Annotated in this window: 12 protein-coding genes; 8 read left to right on the forward strand and 4 right to left on the reverse strand. The window is 63.5% G+C overall.

Features of this window, described 5'->3' with window-relative positions:
* Window positions 1-44: 44 nt before the first annotated feature.
* The 8 genes from DEVEQU_RS11515 to DEVEQU_RS11550 all read left to right on the forward strand — a co-directional run bounded on the left by DEVEQU_RS11515 (window position 45) and on the right by DEVEQU_RS11550 (window position 8668).
* Window positions 45-830 (forward strand): SDR family oxidoreductase, encoded by a 786-nt coding sequence (locus DEVEQU_RS11515; RefSeq protein WP_126150728.1) that lies wholly within the window; start codon window positions 45-47, stop codon window positions 828-830.
* A 96-nt stretch (window positions 831-926) separates the two neighbouring features.
* The gene (gene nadC / locus DEVEQU_RS11520) at window positions 927-1796 is read left to right on the forward strand and encodes a carboxylating nicotinate-nucleotide diphosphorylase (RefSeq protein ID WP_126150729.1); all 870 of its coding nucleotides are present in this window, start codon (window positions 927-929) and stop codon (window positions 1794-1796) included.
* Window positions 1797-1801: 5 nt separating this feature from the next.
* Window positions 1802-2617 carry a 3'(2'),5'-bisphosphate nucleotidase CysQ gene (cysQ, locus tag DEVEQU_RS11525; protein ID WP_126150730.1) on the forward strand — a complete coding sequence of 272 codons (816 nt, stop codon included), beginning with the start codon at window positions 1802-1804 and terminating at the stop codon, window positions 2615-2617.
* Window positions 2618-2743: 126 nt separating this feature from the next.
* Window positions 2744-3292: a PadR family transcriptional regulator gene (locus tag DEVEQU_RS11530; protein ID WP_126150731.1), complete on the forward strand. Its 549-nt coding sequence runs from the start codon at window positions 2744-2746 to the stop codon at window positions 3290-3292.
* A gap of 15 nt (window positions 3293-3307) precedes the next feature.
* Entirely contained in the window at window positions 3308-4573 is a 1266-nt protein-coding gene (locus DEVEQU_RS11535; protein WP_126150732.1) for an efflux RND transporter periplasmic adaptor subunit, read from the forward strand.
* Window positions 4574-4584: 11 nt separating this feature from the next.
* Window positions 4585-7926, forward strand: coding sequence for an efflux RND transporter permease subunit (locus DEVEQU_RS11540; RefSeq protein ID WP_126150733.1), 3342 nt, complete (start codon window positions 4585-4587; stop codon window positions 7924-7926).
* A gap of 112 nt (window positions 7927-8038) precedes the next feature.
* On the forward strand, window positions 8039-8278 hold the full coding sequence (locus DEVEQU_RS11545; RefSeq protein ID WP_126150734.1) for a type II toxin-antitoxin system prevent-host-death family antitoxin: 240 nt from the start codon (window positions 8039-8041) through the stop codon (window positions 8276-8278).
* A 6-nt stretch (window positions 8279-8284) separates the two neighbouring features.
* Window positions 8285-8668 (forward strand): type II toxin-antitoxin system death-on-curing family toxin, encoded by a 384-nt coding sequence (locus tag DEVEQU_RS11550; RefSeq protein ID WP_126150735.1) that lies wholly within the window; start codon window positions 8285-8287, stop codon window positions 8666-8668.
* A 30-nt stretch (window positions 8669-8698) separates the two neighbouring features.
* On the opposite strand, the gene DEVEQU_RS11555 is transcribed toward DEVEQU_RS11550, so the two are convergent.
* The 4 genes from DEVEQU_RS11555 to cimA form a co-directional block, all read right to left on the reverse strand.
* Entirely contained in the window at window positions 8699-10594 is a 1896-nt protein-coding gene (locus DEVEQU_RS11555) for an ABCB family ABC transporter ATP-binding protein/permease (protein WP_126150736.1), read from the reverse strand.
* Complete coding sequence (locus DEVEQU_RS11560) at window positions 10594-10914, reverse strand: ArsR/SmtB family transcription factor (protein ID WP_164550360.1); 321 nt, start codon at window positions 10912-10914, stop codon at window positions 10594-10596. The genes DEVEQU_RS11555 and DEVEQU_RS11560 overlap by 1 nt, the downstream gene beginning before the upstream one ends.
* 109 nt (window positions 10915-11023) lie before the next feature.
* The gene (locus tag DEVEQU_RS11565; protein WP_126150738.1) at window positions 11024-13060 is read right to left on the reverse strand and encodes a LysM peptidoglycan-binding domain-containing protein; all 2037 of its coding nucleotides are present in this window, start codon (window positions 13058-13060) and stop codon (window positions 11024-11026) included.
* 120 nt (window positions 13061-13180) lie between these two features.
* On the reverse strand, window positions 13181-14788 hold the full coding sequence (gene cimA, locus DEVEQU_RS11570; protein WP_126150739.1) for a citramalate synthase: 1608 nt from the start codon (window positions 14786-14788) through the stop codon (window positions 13181-13183).
* Window positions 14789-14804 lie beyond the last annotated feature (16 nt).

The following is a 14804-nucleotide window of genomic DNA, read 5'->3' on the forward strand; positions in this document are numbered from 1 at the left end:
TGCCGGTTCTTCGCGTTGCCCCTGGGCAGCATGGAGAACCGATAATGGCAGGACTGACGAACAAGGTGGCGCTGGTAACCGGCGCCGGATCGGGCATCGGCAAGGCGACGGCCCTGGCGCTGGCGGAAGCGGGCGCCACAGTGGTGGCGATGAGCCGCACGGCCGAAGAAGTCGAAGCCACCGCGGCCGAGATCGTTCAACAGGGCGGAAAGGCCGTGGCGGCGACGGCCGATATCACCGACGATGCTGGCATGCGCAAGCTCATCGAACGGATCGAGGCCGAGCATGGCCGGCTCGATATCGTGGTGGCCAATGCCGGGATCAACGGGGTGTGGGCGCCGATCGACGAGTTGACGCCCAAAGAGTGGGACCAGACCATGACGGTCAACCTCAAGGGCACCTACCTTACCATCCATCACGCGGTGTCGGCGTTGGAACGGGCCGGTGGCGGGGCGATCGTCGTAGTCTCCTCGATCAACGGCACGCGCACGTTCACCTCGCCGGGCGCGACCGCCTATTCGGCAACGAAAGCGGGACAACTGGCCATGGTGCAGCAGCTGTCGCTGGAGCTGGGCAAGCGCAATATCCGCATCAATGCCGTCTGCCCCGGCGCAATTGAAAGCGATATCGATGACAATACCGAGCATCGCAACAGCGAAAAATCAGGCATTGCCGTGGATTTCCCCGATGGCGACATCCCGCTGACCGATGGCGAAAGCGGCCAGGCCCGCGACGTGGCCGATGTCATCACCTTCCTCGTTTCGGATGGGGCGCGGCACGTTACCGGCAGCCCGGTCTGGATCGATGGGGGGCAGAGTTTGCTGCGCTAGCGGCAATTGGGGCAAAAGCGAACTCCCGGGCGTGGTTGCCTCGGGCGATATCGGCGCGTAAATCAGCCTCAGCTTTTCCCTGCCGGTGCCCCGCCCATGACCGCTTTTCCCGCTCAATTGCCCCGCCTTCTGGTCGAGCGTGCCGTGGCGGCGGCGCTGGAGGAAGATCTGGGGCTGGCCGGTGACCTGACGAGCCAGGCGACATTGGCGCCAGAGGCCTGGGCAACAGCCAAGATTTCCGCCCGCGAGGCTGGGGTGATCGCGGGTCTCGACCTCGCGGCGGCGGCTTTTCGGCTGGTGGGAGACGGGGTGAGTTTCGCGCCGCGGCTCAAGGATGGCGACCGCGTTGCGGTGGGCGGCGTGGTGGCAGAGGTCACGGGGCCGGCACGGCTGGTGATGTCGGGCGAGCGGGTGGCGCTCAATTTCCTCAATCATCTCAGCGGCATTTCGACCCTGACCCGGACCTATGCCGATGCCATCCAAGGCACCAGCGCGCGCATTTGCGACACGCGCAAGACCACACCGGGGCTGCGCGCGTTCGAAAAATATGCGGTGCGCTGTGGCGGCGGGTCGAACCACCGCTATGCCCTCAACGACGCTATCCTGATCAAGGACAACCATATCGCCGTCGCCGGTAGCGTCACTGCTGCCTACAGGGCCGCTGAGGCCTTTGCCGGGCATCTTGTGGCCATCGAGATCGAAGTGACGACGCTGGCTGAGTTGGAAGAGGCGTTGGCGGCAGGCGCACGCGTGATCATGCTCGACAATATGGACAATGCGCTTTTGGTGCAGGCTGTGGCCATCACTGCGGGTCGCGCCAAGCTCGAGGCCTCCGGTGGCGTCAAGCTCGATCGCGTGCGCTCCATCGCGGAGACCGGGGTCGACTATATTTCCACCAGCCAGATCACCATGGGCGCCAAACCGCTCGATCTTGGGCTCGACGTTTCTATTGGGGCGGCGACGTGAGCGCCATGGCCACCCCTGCCCCATCGCTTACCGACATCGCCATTGCGGCGGCGATCGAAGCGGCCGAGACCATCTGCACGATATATCACAGGCCGATCCAGGTGATCAGCAAGGACGATGGTTCGCCGGTGACCGAGGCGGACCGGGCGGCCGAAGATGTCATCATCCGCCATCTTGAGGCGACCGGCATTCCGATGCTGGGTGAAGAGAGTGTGGCGGCGGGGATCGTGCCGACACTGGGCGACCTGTATTTCGTGGTTGATCCGCTGGACGGGACCAAGGAATTCATCAAGCGCAATGGCGAATTCACCGTCAATATCGGGCTGGTGCAGAATGGTCGGCCCGTTATGGGCGTGGTGCTGGCGCCGACTACGGGCGAGATTTTCGTGGGCGATGAGGGTGGCGCCTGGTCAGGCAAGATTGTGGATGGCGTGGTCACCGAGCGTCGGCCTATCGGCGTCGCCGCGCGGCCAAGGCCGAAAATCGTCGCCAGCCGCTCACATGGCCATGCCGCGCTGGAACAGTTGTGCCGGACGCTGGATGTCGAGGCGGATCTGTCGGTAGGCTCGTCGCTGAAGTTCTGCCTATTGGCGCGGGGCGAGGCGCAGCTTTACCCCCGGTTTACGCCGACTTGCGAATGGGATACCGCTGCGGGCCAGGCTGTGCTTGAAGCGGCGGGTGGAGCCGTGGTGACGCTGGATGGTGCGCCGATGGCTTATGGGAAGGGATCTCTCAAATTCCTCAACCCCTATTTCGTCGCGGCCGCCAGCCTGGACCTGGCGCAACAGGCTGCGGCAGAAATGCGCAGATTGCTGGACTAGACGGCGCCCATGCAATCAATGCTTAACTGACCTGCGCACTCGCCGCCACGCACCCGGTTGCTATATTCCGGACCAGAATATATAGGGCAAGCATATATCGGCCCATAATATGCCTGGAACGGGTGCATGAACGTCAAAACCCTCTGCCTGTCCATCCTCTATAACGGGGATGCCAGCGGTTACGATATCCGCCGCATGTGCACGGACGAGGAGTTCGCCTATTTCGTGGAGGCAAGCTACGGGTCGATCTACCCGGCCTTGGCCAAGCTCGAGGAAGAGGGCTCGGTGACCAGCCAGCTGGTGCCGCAGGACGGCAAGCCAGCGCGACGCGTCTATACCATTACCGAGGCGGGCCGCCAGGCCTTTGCCGAGCAGCTGTCCGGGCCGCTGGCCGAGGACGTGTTCCGCAGCCCGTTCCTGCTGTTCGCCCGCTTCGCACATATCCTGCCGCGCGAACTGGTGGAGCAGCGCTGCAACGAGTTCCTGAAACGCCAGGAGGACCGCTGGTCCAAACTCGAGACCACTACCGAGGACATGGAGTGCACGGCCGCCGATGAGTGGATCATCGATTTCGGCCGAGCCATCGGGGACGTTGCCATGGCCTATATGCGTACCCATATGCACAAACTAATCGATCTGGCGCAGGCCGAACCTGCCAAGAACGCCGCGGAATAAGGGGCAAGACCAATAATGCGCGCACTGTTTTCTTATGGCCTTGCCTTCATGATCCTGCTGCTGGCGGGCGGATGGCTGGCGACCGGCACTCTGGTTCAGGGCGGACAGGGCCCGGGCAAGGGAGAAAAGCCGATCGTTTCGGTGCTCGAAGGCGAAGAGCACGGCCCGCTTGCCACCGCGCTCGGCGATGCCGGTGTGCTGGCCGAACATCACAAGCCCGAGGTCGACCCCACGCTGACCATTGCCCAGCGCAATGAAGCCACGACCGGCGCCGCGGCACCGTTGCAGAGCGTGCGGGTGCAGACCTTTGTCGCCAAGCCCATGGCGATCGAAGTGCCGCTGCGCGGCCGGACCCAGGCCAAGGCTACCGTCACCGCCGTTGCCGAGACCGCCGGCACTATCGACGTCGTTCATGTGACGCGCGGCCAGCAGGTCAATGTCGGCGACAAGCTGTGCACGCTTGACCAGGGCACGCGCGCCGCCGCCGTGGCGCAGGCCGAGGCCGGCCTCGCCACTGCACAGGCGGCGCTGGCCCAGGCACAGCTCAATTACGATACCAACACCGACCTGCGCTCGCGCGGCCTTGCCGCTGCCAATACCGCGCAGTCGGTCGAGGTCGCCCTGGCCCAGGCCAAGGCCGGAGTTTCCCAGGCCCAGGCCGGGCTCGACAATGCCAAGGCCGAGCTGGATCGTACCGAAATCGTCGCCAAGGTGGCGGGTCTCGTGCAAAGCCCGCTGGCCGATGCCGGCGCCATGCTCGCGGCCGGCCAGCCCTGCGCCACCATCGTGCAGCTCAACCCCATCGTGTTCACCGGCATGGTCCCCGAGGCCCATATCGGTCTCGCCAAGCTGGGCCTGGCGGCGTCTGTCACCACGGTGACCGGCCAGACCGTCGAGGGCAAGGTGACCTATATTTCTTCGGTCGCCGACAACGCCACGCGTGCTTTCCCGGCCGAAATCGAGCTGCCCAATGCCGATTACTCGATCCGCGACGGCGTCACCGCGCAGGCCGTGGTCAAGATCGGCACCGCGCCAGGCCAGCTGCTGCCGCAATCTGTCCTGACGCTGGACGATGAAGGCGTATTGGGCGTGCGCACCGTCGAAAACGGCGTTGTCGCCTTCTACCCGATCCAGATCGTCAGTGACACGCGTGACGGCGTCTGGGTGACCGGGCTGCCGATCTCCGCCGATGTGATCACGGTGGGTCAGGAAAACGTCACTGCCGGGCAGCATGTCGATGCCAGCCCGACGGCTGAGAAGACCGAAACCACGGCCGGCTGAGGGACGCAGACATGCTCGATTTCATCGAAAAAATACTCAGGATGCCGCGAGTCGTCCTGACGGTCATGGTGCTGCTGCTGACCGCTGGCACCGCAGCCTATGTGTCGATGCCCAAGGAGAGTTTCCCGGCCATCGACGTGCCTTATCTCTACGTCTCGATCAGCCAGACCGGCGTGTCGCCCCGCGACGCAGAAAACCTCCTGGCCAAGCCGGCGGAAGAAGAGCTGGCTAACCTGCCGGGGCTGCAGAATATCAGCTCCACCTCGACCACCGGGCATGCCTCGGTGTTCCTCGAATTCGACATCAATACCGACAAGGACAAGGCGCTGGCCGACACCCGCGCCAAGATGGACGCGGTCAAGGCCAAACTGCCGGACGACGCCACCGATCCCAGCGTCAACGAAATCGACCTGGTGGGCCAGCCGATCATTTCGGTGGCCATATATGGTTCGGCGCCGGAGAAGGAAATGGTGCGCCGCGCCAAGCAGCTGCAGGACGCACTCGAAGGCATCGGCGAAGTGCGCGAAGCCAAGCTCTCCGGCTCGCGCAAGGAGCAGCTGGAAGTCCGTGTCGACCTGCTGCGCCTCGAAACCTATGGCCTGACCGCCGGACAGCTGTTCGACGCGCTGGCCCGCAACAACATGGTCGTGCCCGGCGGCACGATCAACACCGGACAGGGCTCGTTCAACATCGAGGTGCCGGGGCTTATCACCACGGCCGAGGACGTCTATGCGCTGCCGCTGAAAACCGATGGCAATACCATCGTCACCTTCGGCGATGTGGCGACCATCACGCGCACGCTGGCCGACGCGACCGAATATACCCAGGTCAATGGCTCTCCTGCCCTGATCCTGGGCATTTCCAAGAAGCTCGGCACCAACATCATCGACGTGTCGGACAAGGTCCGCGCGACCACCGAGGAAGTGGCCAAGGACTGGCCGAGCGGGGTGACCTACTCGTTCTTCCTCGACCAGGCCGAAACCACGACCAGCCTGTTCCGTTCGCTGGAAGCGGCGGTGCTGACGGCCGTGGCGCTGGTGCTGATCACCTGCGTGGCGACGCTCGGCGTGCGCCCTGCCCTGATGATCGGCCTTTCCATTCCGCTGTCGTTCATGATGGCCTTCCTCGTCGCCGATATGCTGGGCATGACCATCAACATGATGGTGATGTTCGGACTGGTGATCGCGGTAGGCGTCCTTGTGGACGACCCCGTCGTGGTGGTCGAATATGCCGAGCGAAAGCTGATGGAAGGCGTTCCGAAGAAGGAAGCCTTCATCATGGCCATGCGCAAGATGTTCGTGCCCGTGGTGGGCGCGACGGCCACGACGCTGGGCGCCTTCGTGCCGCTGCTGTTCTGGCCGGGTATCATCGGCAAGTTCATGAGCTATCTGCCGATGATCGTGATCATCGTCATGATCGCCTCCTTCATCTCGGCCCTGATCTTCATGCCGGTGATCGGCTCGGTGATCGCCTCGACCCATGTGGACGAGAAGGCGAAGGCCAAGGCCGATATCGTCATGTATCCCGACAAGTTCGACGTCAAAAAAGTCGGCGGCCTGACCGGGCTCTATGTTCGCGTCATGGACAAGCTGCTGCATTGGCCGTTGCCTACGCTGGCGGTGGGTTTCGGCATTATCGCGGTCATCTTTGCCACCTATGCCGCCAATCCGACCGGCACCGAAGCCTTCCCGGCGTCCGAACCGGAATTCGCGACGGTGGCCGTGGTCGGGCGTGGCAACTACTCGCCCGAAGAAATCCGCGACATGCTGGTGGAGATCGAAGATCAGCTGATCCAGGTTCCGGGCGTGCAGGACGTGATCATGCAGTTCGGCTCGACCGGCGCGTTCGGCACCACACCGCCCGACACGATCGGCAATTTCCAGCTGCAGCTGACCAACTGGAACCATCGCGTGCCGGCCGAGACGATCTTCGCCGAAATCCGCCAGCGCGTGGCCGGCTTTGCCGGTCTCGACATCCAGGTGCTGGCGGCGGAGAACGGTCCGCCTGCTGGCAAGGACATCAATATGCGGGTCGAAAGCACCAGCTATGACGACCTGGTTCCGGCGGTCACCGCGATCCGCAACCATCTCGCCAGCTGGCCGGAAGTGGTCGACCTCGAAGACGGTCGCCCCTCCCCCGGCATCGACTGGCAGATCACCATCGACCGTGTTGAGGCCGGCAAATATGGCATCGGCGTGCGCGAACTGGCGCCCTATGTGCAGCTGATCACCTCCGGCGTGAAACTGGGCACCTATCGTGACGCGGAAACCGGCGACGAGCTGGATATCCGGGTGCGGCTGCCCAAGGACGAGCGGACCTTCGACGCGCTCGACTCCATGCGTATCGCCACGGCACAGGGGCTGATCCCGGTCAGCAACTTCATCGAGCGCAAGGCCGTACCGAAGGTGGCGACCATCCAGCGTCGCAACCAGGTCTATACGATGAACGTGGCTGCGGGCCTCGTGAACCTGCCCGAGGGCGTCTATGCCGCCGACAAGGTGAAGGAACTGCAGACCTGGATCGGCGAGCAGGGCTTCCCAGAACGCGTGAAGGTGACCTTCGGCGGCGCCGAGGAGCAGATGGGCGATGCCAACGCATTCATTGTCCAGGCCTTCGGCATGGCTATGGCGTTGATCTTCTTCATCCTGCTGCTCGAGTACAACAGCTTCTACCAGGTGATGGTGACGCTCTCGACGGTGATCATGTCGGTGGCCGGCGTGCTTTTGGGCATGCTGATCACCGGGATGACCTTCTCGGCCATCATGACCGGTCTCGGCATCGTGGCGTTGGCGGGTATCGTGGTGAAGAACGGCATCGTGTTGATCGACACCTATAACGACTATCACCGCCATCAACAGGTGGAGGCGGTCAAGGCTATGCTCTTGACCGTGAGCCAGCGCGTGCGGCCGGTGCTGCTCACCGCCTTCCTCACGGCGCTGGGCGTGATCCCGATGTGGGCGAATGTGGAGTTCGACTTCATCCGCCGCGAGATCGTCATTGGCGGTCTTGCAGGGTCGTGGTTCATCCATCTGTCGGCGGCGCTGGTATCGGGCCTGTTCTTCTCGACGGCGCTGACGCTGATCATGGTGCCGGTGATGATCACCGCACCCACAGTGTTGTGGAAACAGATGAAATGGCTGGGCGGGCTGTTTGTGGCCCTGGGCGGCGTCATCTCGAACCCCTTCCGCCGCAAGCCCGCCATGGCTACCCCTGCTGGTTTCGATGGCATGGCCGTCGAAGTCCCCGAGGAGGCCGACGGCGCCAGGCGCTACATCGTCTCCAAGGAGGCAGGCCTGGTGGAAAAGGAAGCCAATGGCGTGACGGTTGTCAGCCGACGGGACGCGGCGGAGTAGCTGAGCCTAAACCGACACTGACCTGAGAGAGGCCCGCAGCAATGTGGGCCTCTTGCATTTTCAGCTAAAATAGCTAACTTATGAAATAGCTAATTCAGCTAAGGATTTTTATATGGCCTCTATGTCTGCAACGGAAGCGAAAAACAAGTTCGGCCAGTTGCTGGAGATGGCCCAAGCGGAACCCGTACGTGTCCAGAAAAATGGACGAGACGTGGCCGTGATCCTGTCGGGCGAACAGTTTGCTGCTTGGGAAGCGTCGCAAACGCAGCCCAAGGTACGGCCTGTCATAGAAGACCTCATGAAGCGCAGCGTGGAGCGCCGCAAGTCGCTATATGAGGCATTGGCGAAGTAAGCTGCGATGGCGTTCAGTTATCTAACTCTGGACGAAGCTCTGCGCATCCATGAGATACTGATCACCGCGTTTGGCGGCGCCAGGGGCGTACGTGATCTGGGCTTGATCGAGGCAGCATTGCTAAGACCTCAGACTGGCTATTATACCGATCTGATCGAGGAAGCAGCCGCACTGTGGGAAAGCTTGGCCATGAACCACGGCTTTGTCGACGGCAATAAACGCGTTGCCTATGCCTGCCTCGAACTATTCCTGCAGCTCAATGGCACGGACATCGCTGCCGACAACGTCGAGATCGAAACGTTCATTTATCGTCATCTCGAAGCCGGTACGTTTCGCAAGGACGTGCTGGAAGAGTGGCTGCGTCAAAACACCGAACCGCTTACGAGCTGATTGGCCACATAAGCGGTTCGTGAAGTGACATCACTCCGCTGCCGGCGTGCCGCGGCGGACGAAGCCGTCGGGGTCGTTCTGGGTGCGGGCCAGGAGTTCCTCGGCCTCGGTGGCCTCGCGCTGGCGGTTCCACATCTGGGCGTAGAGGCCGTCCTGCGCCAGAAGCTCATAGTGATTGCCGCGTTCGGCCACCAGGCCCTCGCGCAGAACCAGGATTTCGTCGGCATTGACGACGGTGGACAGCCGGTGGGCGATGACCACAGTAGTGCGATTGCGCGAGACCTCGTCGAGAGCCTGTTGGATATCGCGCTCGGTCTTGGTGTCGAGCGCCGAGGTGGCCTCGTCGAGAATGAGGATGGAGGGCGACTTGAGGATGGTGCGGGCGATCGCCACGCGCTGTTTCTCGCCACCAGAAAGTTTCAGGCCACGCTCGCCGACGGGCGTATCGTAGCCCTTGGGCAGCGCATCGATGAAATCGCCGACCTGGGCCATGCGTGCTGCCTCGCGCACCTCATCCATGGAGGCGCCGGGGCGGCCGTACTGGATATTGTAGCCGATGGTGTCATTGAACAGCACGGTGTCCTGCGGGACCATGCCGATGGCCGAGCGCAGGCTCTCCTGCGTCACGTCGCGAAGGTCCTGACCGTCAATGGTGATGCGGCCACCTGTGACGTCATAGAAGCGGAACAGCAGGCGCGAAATGGTGGACTTGCCGGCCCCGGTCGGGCCGACAATGGCTACGGTTTTGCCGGCCGGGACCTCGAAGCTGACGCTCTTGAGGATGGGGCGATCGGGGTCATAGTGGAAGGTGACGTCCTCGAAACGAATGACCGGGCCAGAGACGGCCAGCGGCCTGGCATCGGGCTTGTCGACGATTTCCGGGTCCTGATCGAGCAGCTTGAACATCTCCTCGATATCGGTGAGGCCCTGCCGAAGTTCGCGATAGACGAAGCCGATGAAGTTGAGTGGCCGGTAGATCTGCATCAGGAAGGTGTTGAGAAGCACGAAGTCGCCCAGGGTGAGCGTCTTGTTCATGACCCCGACGATGGCCATGATCGAGATGATCAGGAAGCCGCCGTAGAAGATGACGGCCTGGCCGAAATTGAGGAAGCCGAGCGAGGTCCAGATGCGGATGGCCGAGCGCTCATAGCCGGCCATGGATGCGTCGTAGCGCTCCGCCTCCATCTTCTCGTTGGCGAAGTATTTCACGGTCTCGAAATTGAGCAGGCTGTCGATGGCCTTGCCATTGGCATCGGTGTCGGAATTGTTCATGTCCCGACGGATGGCGATGCGCCAGTTCGAGGCCTTGATGGTGAAATAGAGATAGGCCCAAATCATCACCACCAGCACGCCGAGATAGCTGACGCCGAACAGCCAGACGAAAATGATGGCCACGACGACGAATTCGACGATGGTGGGGGCGATATTGAGCATGGCGAAACGGACGACCGTCTCGATGCCCTTGGTGCCGCGCTCGATAACACGGGAAAGGCCACCGGTACGCCGCTGCAGATGGAAGCGCAGCGAGAGGCGATGCATGTGGTGGAAGGTTTCGAGCGCCAGCTTGCGCACCGCATGCTGACCAACACTGGCGAAGAGCACGTCGCGCAATTGCTGGAAGCCGGCATCGATGACGTTGCCCAGCGCATAGGCGATGACAAGCGCGATCGGCACAGCCAGACCCAGGATCAGGGCGCCATTGGCGCCGGAACCGTCGAGGCTATCGATGATGCCCTTATAGGCGAAGGGCACGAGCGTGGTGGCCACCTTGCTGGCCAGCAGCGCCGCAATGGCGAGGATGACGCGGAGCTTCAGATCGGCCCGGTCGGCCGGCCACATATAGGCCCAGAGATTGCGAACGGTAGCGAATACCGAGCCCTCGTCCGCGCTGACGGACGGCTTCTTTTCAGCATTGTTCTGAGACATCAGGCCAGTTCCGCTTCCTGGGGGACCGCGAGCGGCGTCAGACCCTGGAGCAGGCCGCCAAAGGCGGCGCCCAGTTCGGACAGCCGGTCATGGCGGATACAATAGCGATTGCGCGTGCCGTGCGGCTTGCGCTCGATCAGGCCAGCATCGAGCAGCACCTTGATGTGCTGAGAGACAGTCGATTGTGCCAGCGGCAGGGATTCGGTCACGTCGGCGCAGCAGCACTGCCCCTGTTGCTGGGTCGCCAGGATGCGCAGAATATTGAGCCGGACCGGGTGGCCCAAGGCTCGCATGATGGTGGCAATGTCGTCGTCGCGCATCTCTAGGGGGCCAGTTGATCGCATAATTACGATAGAAGATGGGGAGGATTGGCCGCAAGGTCAATCCCAATGGAGAAACGGCGCCTCGCGGCGCCGTTTTTTTGCTGGGTTACTGGCCGGTGGGCAGATCGAACACCTGGCCCGGATAGATGCGATGCGGATCGCGGATCTGGCCGGTATTGGCCTCGTAGATCGTGGTGTACTTGATGCCCTCGCCATAGACGCGGCGGGCAATGGTCCAGAGATTGTCGCCCCGGCGAATGATCGCCTTGCCGGCGGCGAAGCGCTGGGCGTCGGGATCGCCGACCGACACCGCCACCAGAGTGGGCACAGCCGGTTGCGGCTGGGCCGCAGGGACCGGCGCTGCCGTTGCAGGCGCAGGCTCGGATGCGGTGGCAGGCGACGACGGAGCGGGCGGAGCACTGGCAGGCTCGGCCGGCGGTGCGGCCGGAGCCGTTTCAGGCTGCGGCGCTGCTAGCGCGGGCTGTGCCGCCGGCGTAGCTGCCGCGGGCGCGGCGGCAGGGGCCTGCTGTACAGACGGTGCCGTCGCCGGAACTTCTGGCGGAGGCACCGCTGGCTCCTGCTGGCTGGAGGCCGGGGCAACGGGCGCTGACGGCGCGATCTGCGTCGGCACGGCCGATGCCGATTGGGCCGGCGCGGCAGTGGCTTCGCCGCTGGCTGGCGCTTCAGCCGGCGCGGCAGCGGCCGCAGTGGCTGCGGGTTGGGACGCGGGCGCAGCAGGCGCCACAGGGGCGTCGGCGACGGCAATGGACGATTGCTCGGTTTCGGGCAGTTGCACGACAAAATCGACTTCGGCGCGCGACAGCACGGTGGCTGAGCCCGGTTGCAGCAGATCGGCGCGGATGCGCTGGCTCGGCTTGTCGAGCACCGAGCCGGCTTCGACCAGCCAGCGGCCATTGTCGACGACGGCATCGGCAATATGCACATCATCGACATAGAGCCGGATGATGCCGCCATTGGGACCGCCGCCGGCGAAGAAGGTGCGCGCACCTTCGATTTCGATGGCGTCGATGGTGGTAACGGTGTCGGCCAAGGTGGGCGACGCTGGTGCAGGATCGGTCGCTGGCTGCGGGCTCACCACAGCTGTTTGCGCGGCCGGTTCGGGTGCAGCGGCAGCGGCAGCCGTGTCCCCTGCCGGTTGCGGGGTGGTAGCAGCCGTTTGGGTCGGTGCCGGTGCAGTCGGAACCGCGGACTCCGGCGTGGACGCGGGCTGCTCTGCAGGAATGGCAGGCGCAGTGGTGTCCGGCAATGCGGCAGCAGGCGCGGGCTCCGCTGTATCGCCAGCTGCCACGGCTGAAGCTGGCGCTTCGGGCGTCGTGGCAGCGGGTTCGCTGGAAGCGGTCTGCATGGGAGCAGCAGGCGTGTCAGCAGCAGGAGTTTCAGTTGCTGCCGGGGCGGCCGGCTCTGAGGCAGGAGGCGTCGGCTGCGGCGCAGCAGGCGGCACAGCCACGGCTTCTGTGGCAGGCGCTGCTGTCGTAGGCGCTGCCGGCGTGGTGGCGGGAGCCGTGGCGGTCTGGATGGGTTGCTCGGGCGTGCGGATCAGGCCCTGGAGAATTTCACTGGCCTGGCCGGGTGCGCTGGCAACCACAAGCGGCTGGGTGGTCTTGTCGTCGTGAATGACGACAACGAAGGAATCAGGAGACTGGCCGGTCTTGCCCTTTTCGCCGAGCGTGATCTCGACGCCGCCGGGAGGCAGCGGTGCATCGGGCACGAGCACCCAATCGCCCGAGGTTTCGACGGTGGCGCGGCCGAGAAGCGAGCCATTGAGATAGACTTCAACCTCGCTGCCGGGCGTGCCGCTGCCGGCGATGACGACGGAGCCATCGGGCTCGGCCCGCAACAGGCCAAAGGTGGCGGCGACGACATCGGCAGGCGCCATTGCGGTCTGGGTCGGCTCGGTGACGTCGAGCGCTGGGGCCTCGGTGACTTCGCCTTCGGCTGGCGCAGCGGCCGGGGTCTCGACGGCGGGTTCGGCCGGCGCTTCGGTTTCGGCGATCTCGGTGGCGGGCGGCGGCGGGAAGAGGCCGGCATCGACCATCTTGCCACGCAGGCACTGACCCATGCCGTCGGGGCTGTTGAAGCAGGTAACGACGGACGGACCGGTGAGGACACCGAGGACAACCAACAGAGTTGCAGCTGCCGCTCCGATAGTCAGAGCTAGAGGACGTTTCGGAGCAGTGTCGGCCAGTTTACCCTCCCGGCGATGAACAGACGGTCGTATGGACCGATGGATTTTTCTACTGCGCTAGTCCGCCGAATCCTGTGCCGCGTCAGTCTTCAACAGCTTGTAGGTGATTGATTCATACAGAGCTTCAAACGAGGCATCAATGATATTGGGGGAGACGCCGATGGTGACCCAGCGTTCACCGCTGCCATCGCGGCTTTCGACCAGTACACGGGTGACCGCGCCCGTGCCGCCGTCCAGGATACGCACCTTGAAATCGACCAGTTCAAGGTCCTCGATGCGGCGCGAATAGATGCCCAGATCCTTGCGCAATGCCAGGTCCAGCGCATTGACCGGACCATTGCCTTCGGCAACCGACATCAGAAGTTCGCCGGCCACGCGGATCTTGACCACGGCCTCGGTGACGGTGATTTCCTCGCCCTGGGCATTGTGGCGCCGCTCGACCATTGCGCGGTAGTTCTCGACATCGAAAAAGTTCGGCAAGGTGCCGAGCACCCGCCGCGCCAGCACCGCAAAGGACGCGTCGGCGCCGTCATAGGAATAGCCGCGCGCCTCGCGCTCCTTGACGGTCGCGAGGAGCTTTTCGAGGCGCGGATCGTCTTTTTCTAGGGTGATGTGGTGCCGCGCCAGGGCTGTGAGCAGATTGGATTTGCCGGCCTGCTGACTGACCATGATCGAACGTTCATTGCCGACGCTTTCGGGCGGCACATGCTCATAGGTGGAAAAATCCTTGAGCAAAGCCGACGCATGGATGCCGGCCTTGGTGGCGAAGGCGGAGGCGCCGACATAGGGCGCCTGTCGAGCGGGCGCACGATTGAGCCGGTCATCGAAGGCACGGGAAATGTGGGTCAGACGCTCCAGCTGCGCGGGCGTGATGCCGGTTTCGAATCGCTCAGCATAGTAGGGTTTTAGTACCAGGGTCGGGATCAGCGTCACCAGATTGGTGTTGCCGCAGCGTTCGCCGAGGCCATTGAGCGTCCCCTGCACCTGGCGCACGCCGGCCTCCACGGCAGCCAGCGCATTGGCAACGGCCTGGCCGGTATCGTCATGCGGATGGATGCCGAGACGATCGCCGGGGGCGATCTTCAGCACCGCGCCGACGATTTCGCGGATTTCAGACGGCATGGTGCCGCCATTGGTGTCGCAGAGCACCACCCAGCGGGCACCGGCGTCAAGAGCGGTTTGTACGCACGCCAGAGCATAGGACGGGTTGGCCTTGTAGCCATCGAAAAAGTGTTCGAGGTCGATCAGCGCTTCCTTGCCGGCGGCAATCGCGGTGCGCACCGTGTCGGCAATGCCTTCGAGGTGCTCGTCTGTGGTCGAGCCCAGCGCCAGCTCGACCTGATAATCCCAGGCCTTAGCCACGAAGCAGGTGGCGTCGGCGGCCGATTGGGTGAGGCCCATGACGCCCGGATCATTGGCAGCAGAGCGCCCTGCCCGCTTGGTCATACCGAAGGCGGTGAACACAGCCTTTTTCGTGCGGCGACGCTCGAAAAAGCTGGTGTCGACCGGATTGGCACCGGGATAGCCGCCTTCGATATAGTCGACGCCAAGATCCTCGAGCAGGCCGATAATGGCGATCTTGTCCTCGAGCGAGAACTCGATGCCGGCGGTCTGGGCACCATCGCGCAGAGTGGTGTCGAAGAGATAAAGGCGTTCACGGGACATGGGCGGGGGCCTAACT

The sequence above is a fragment of the Devosia equisanguinis genome (assembly GCF_900631955.1).
Lineage (GTDB): Bacteria > Pseudomonadota > Alphaproteobacteria > Rhizobiales > Devosiaceae > Devosia > Devosia equisanguinis.

Coding starts and splice junctions, on each gene's coding strand:
- DEVEQU_RS11515 (WP_126150728.1), top strand. CDS start 45: ATGGCAGGACTGACGAACAAGGTGGCGCTGGTAACCGGCGCCGGATCG.
- nadC (WP_126150729.1), top strand. CDS start 927: ATGACCGCTTTTCCCGCTCAATTGCCCCGCCTTCTGGTCGAGCGTGCC.
- cysQ (WP_126150730.1), top strand. CDS start 1,802: ATGGCCACCCCTGCCCCATCGCTTACCGACATCGCCATTGCGGCGGCG.
- DEVEQU_RS11530 (WP_126150731.1), top strand. CDS start 2,744: ATGAACGTCAAAACCCTCTGCCTGTCCATCCTCTATAACGGGGATGCC.
- DEVEQU_RS11535 (WP_126150732.1), top strand. CDS start 3,308: ATGCGCGCACTGTTTTCTTATGGCCTTGCCTTCATGATCCTGCTGCTG.
- DEVEQU_RS11540 (WP_126150733.1), top strand. CDS start 4,585: ATGCTCGATTTCATCGAAAAAATACTCAGGATGCCGCGAGTCGTCCTG.
- DEVEQU_RS11545 (WP_126150734.1), top strand. CDS start 8,039: ATGGCCTCTATGTCTGCAACGGAAGCGAAAAACAAGTTCGGCCAGTTG.
- DEVEQU_RS11550 (WP_126150735.1), top strand. CDS start 8,285: ATGGCGTTCAGTTATCTAACTCTGGACGAAGCTCTGCGCATCCATGAG.
- DEVEQU_RS11555 (WP_126150736.1), bottom strand. CDS start 10,594: ATGTCTCAGAACAATGCTGAAAAGAAGCCGTCCGTCAGCGCGGACGAG.
- DEVEQU_RS11560 (WP_164550360.1), bottom strand. CDS start 10,914: ATGCGCGACGACGACATTGCCACCATCATGCGAGCCTTGGGCCACCCG.
- cimA (WP_126150739.1), bottom strand. CDS start 14,788: ATGTCCCGTGAACGCCTTTATCTCTTCGACACCACTCTGCGCGATGGT.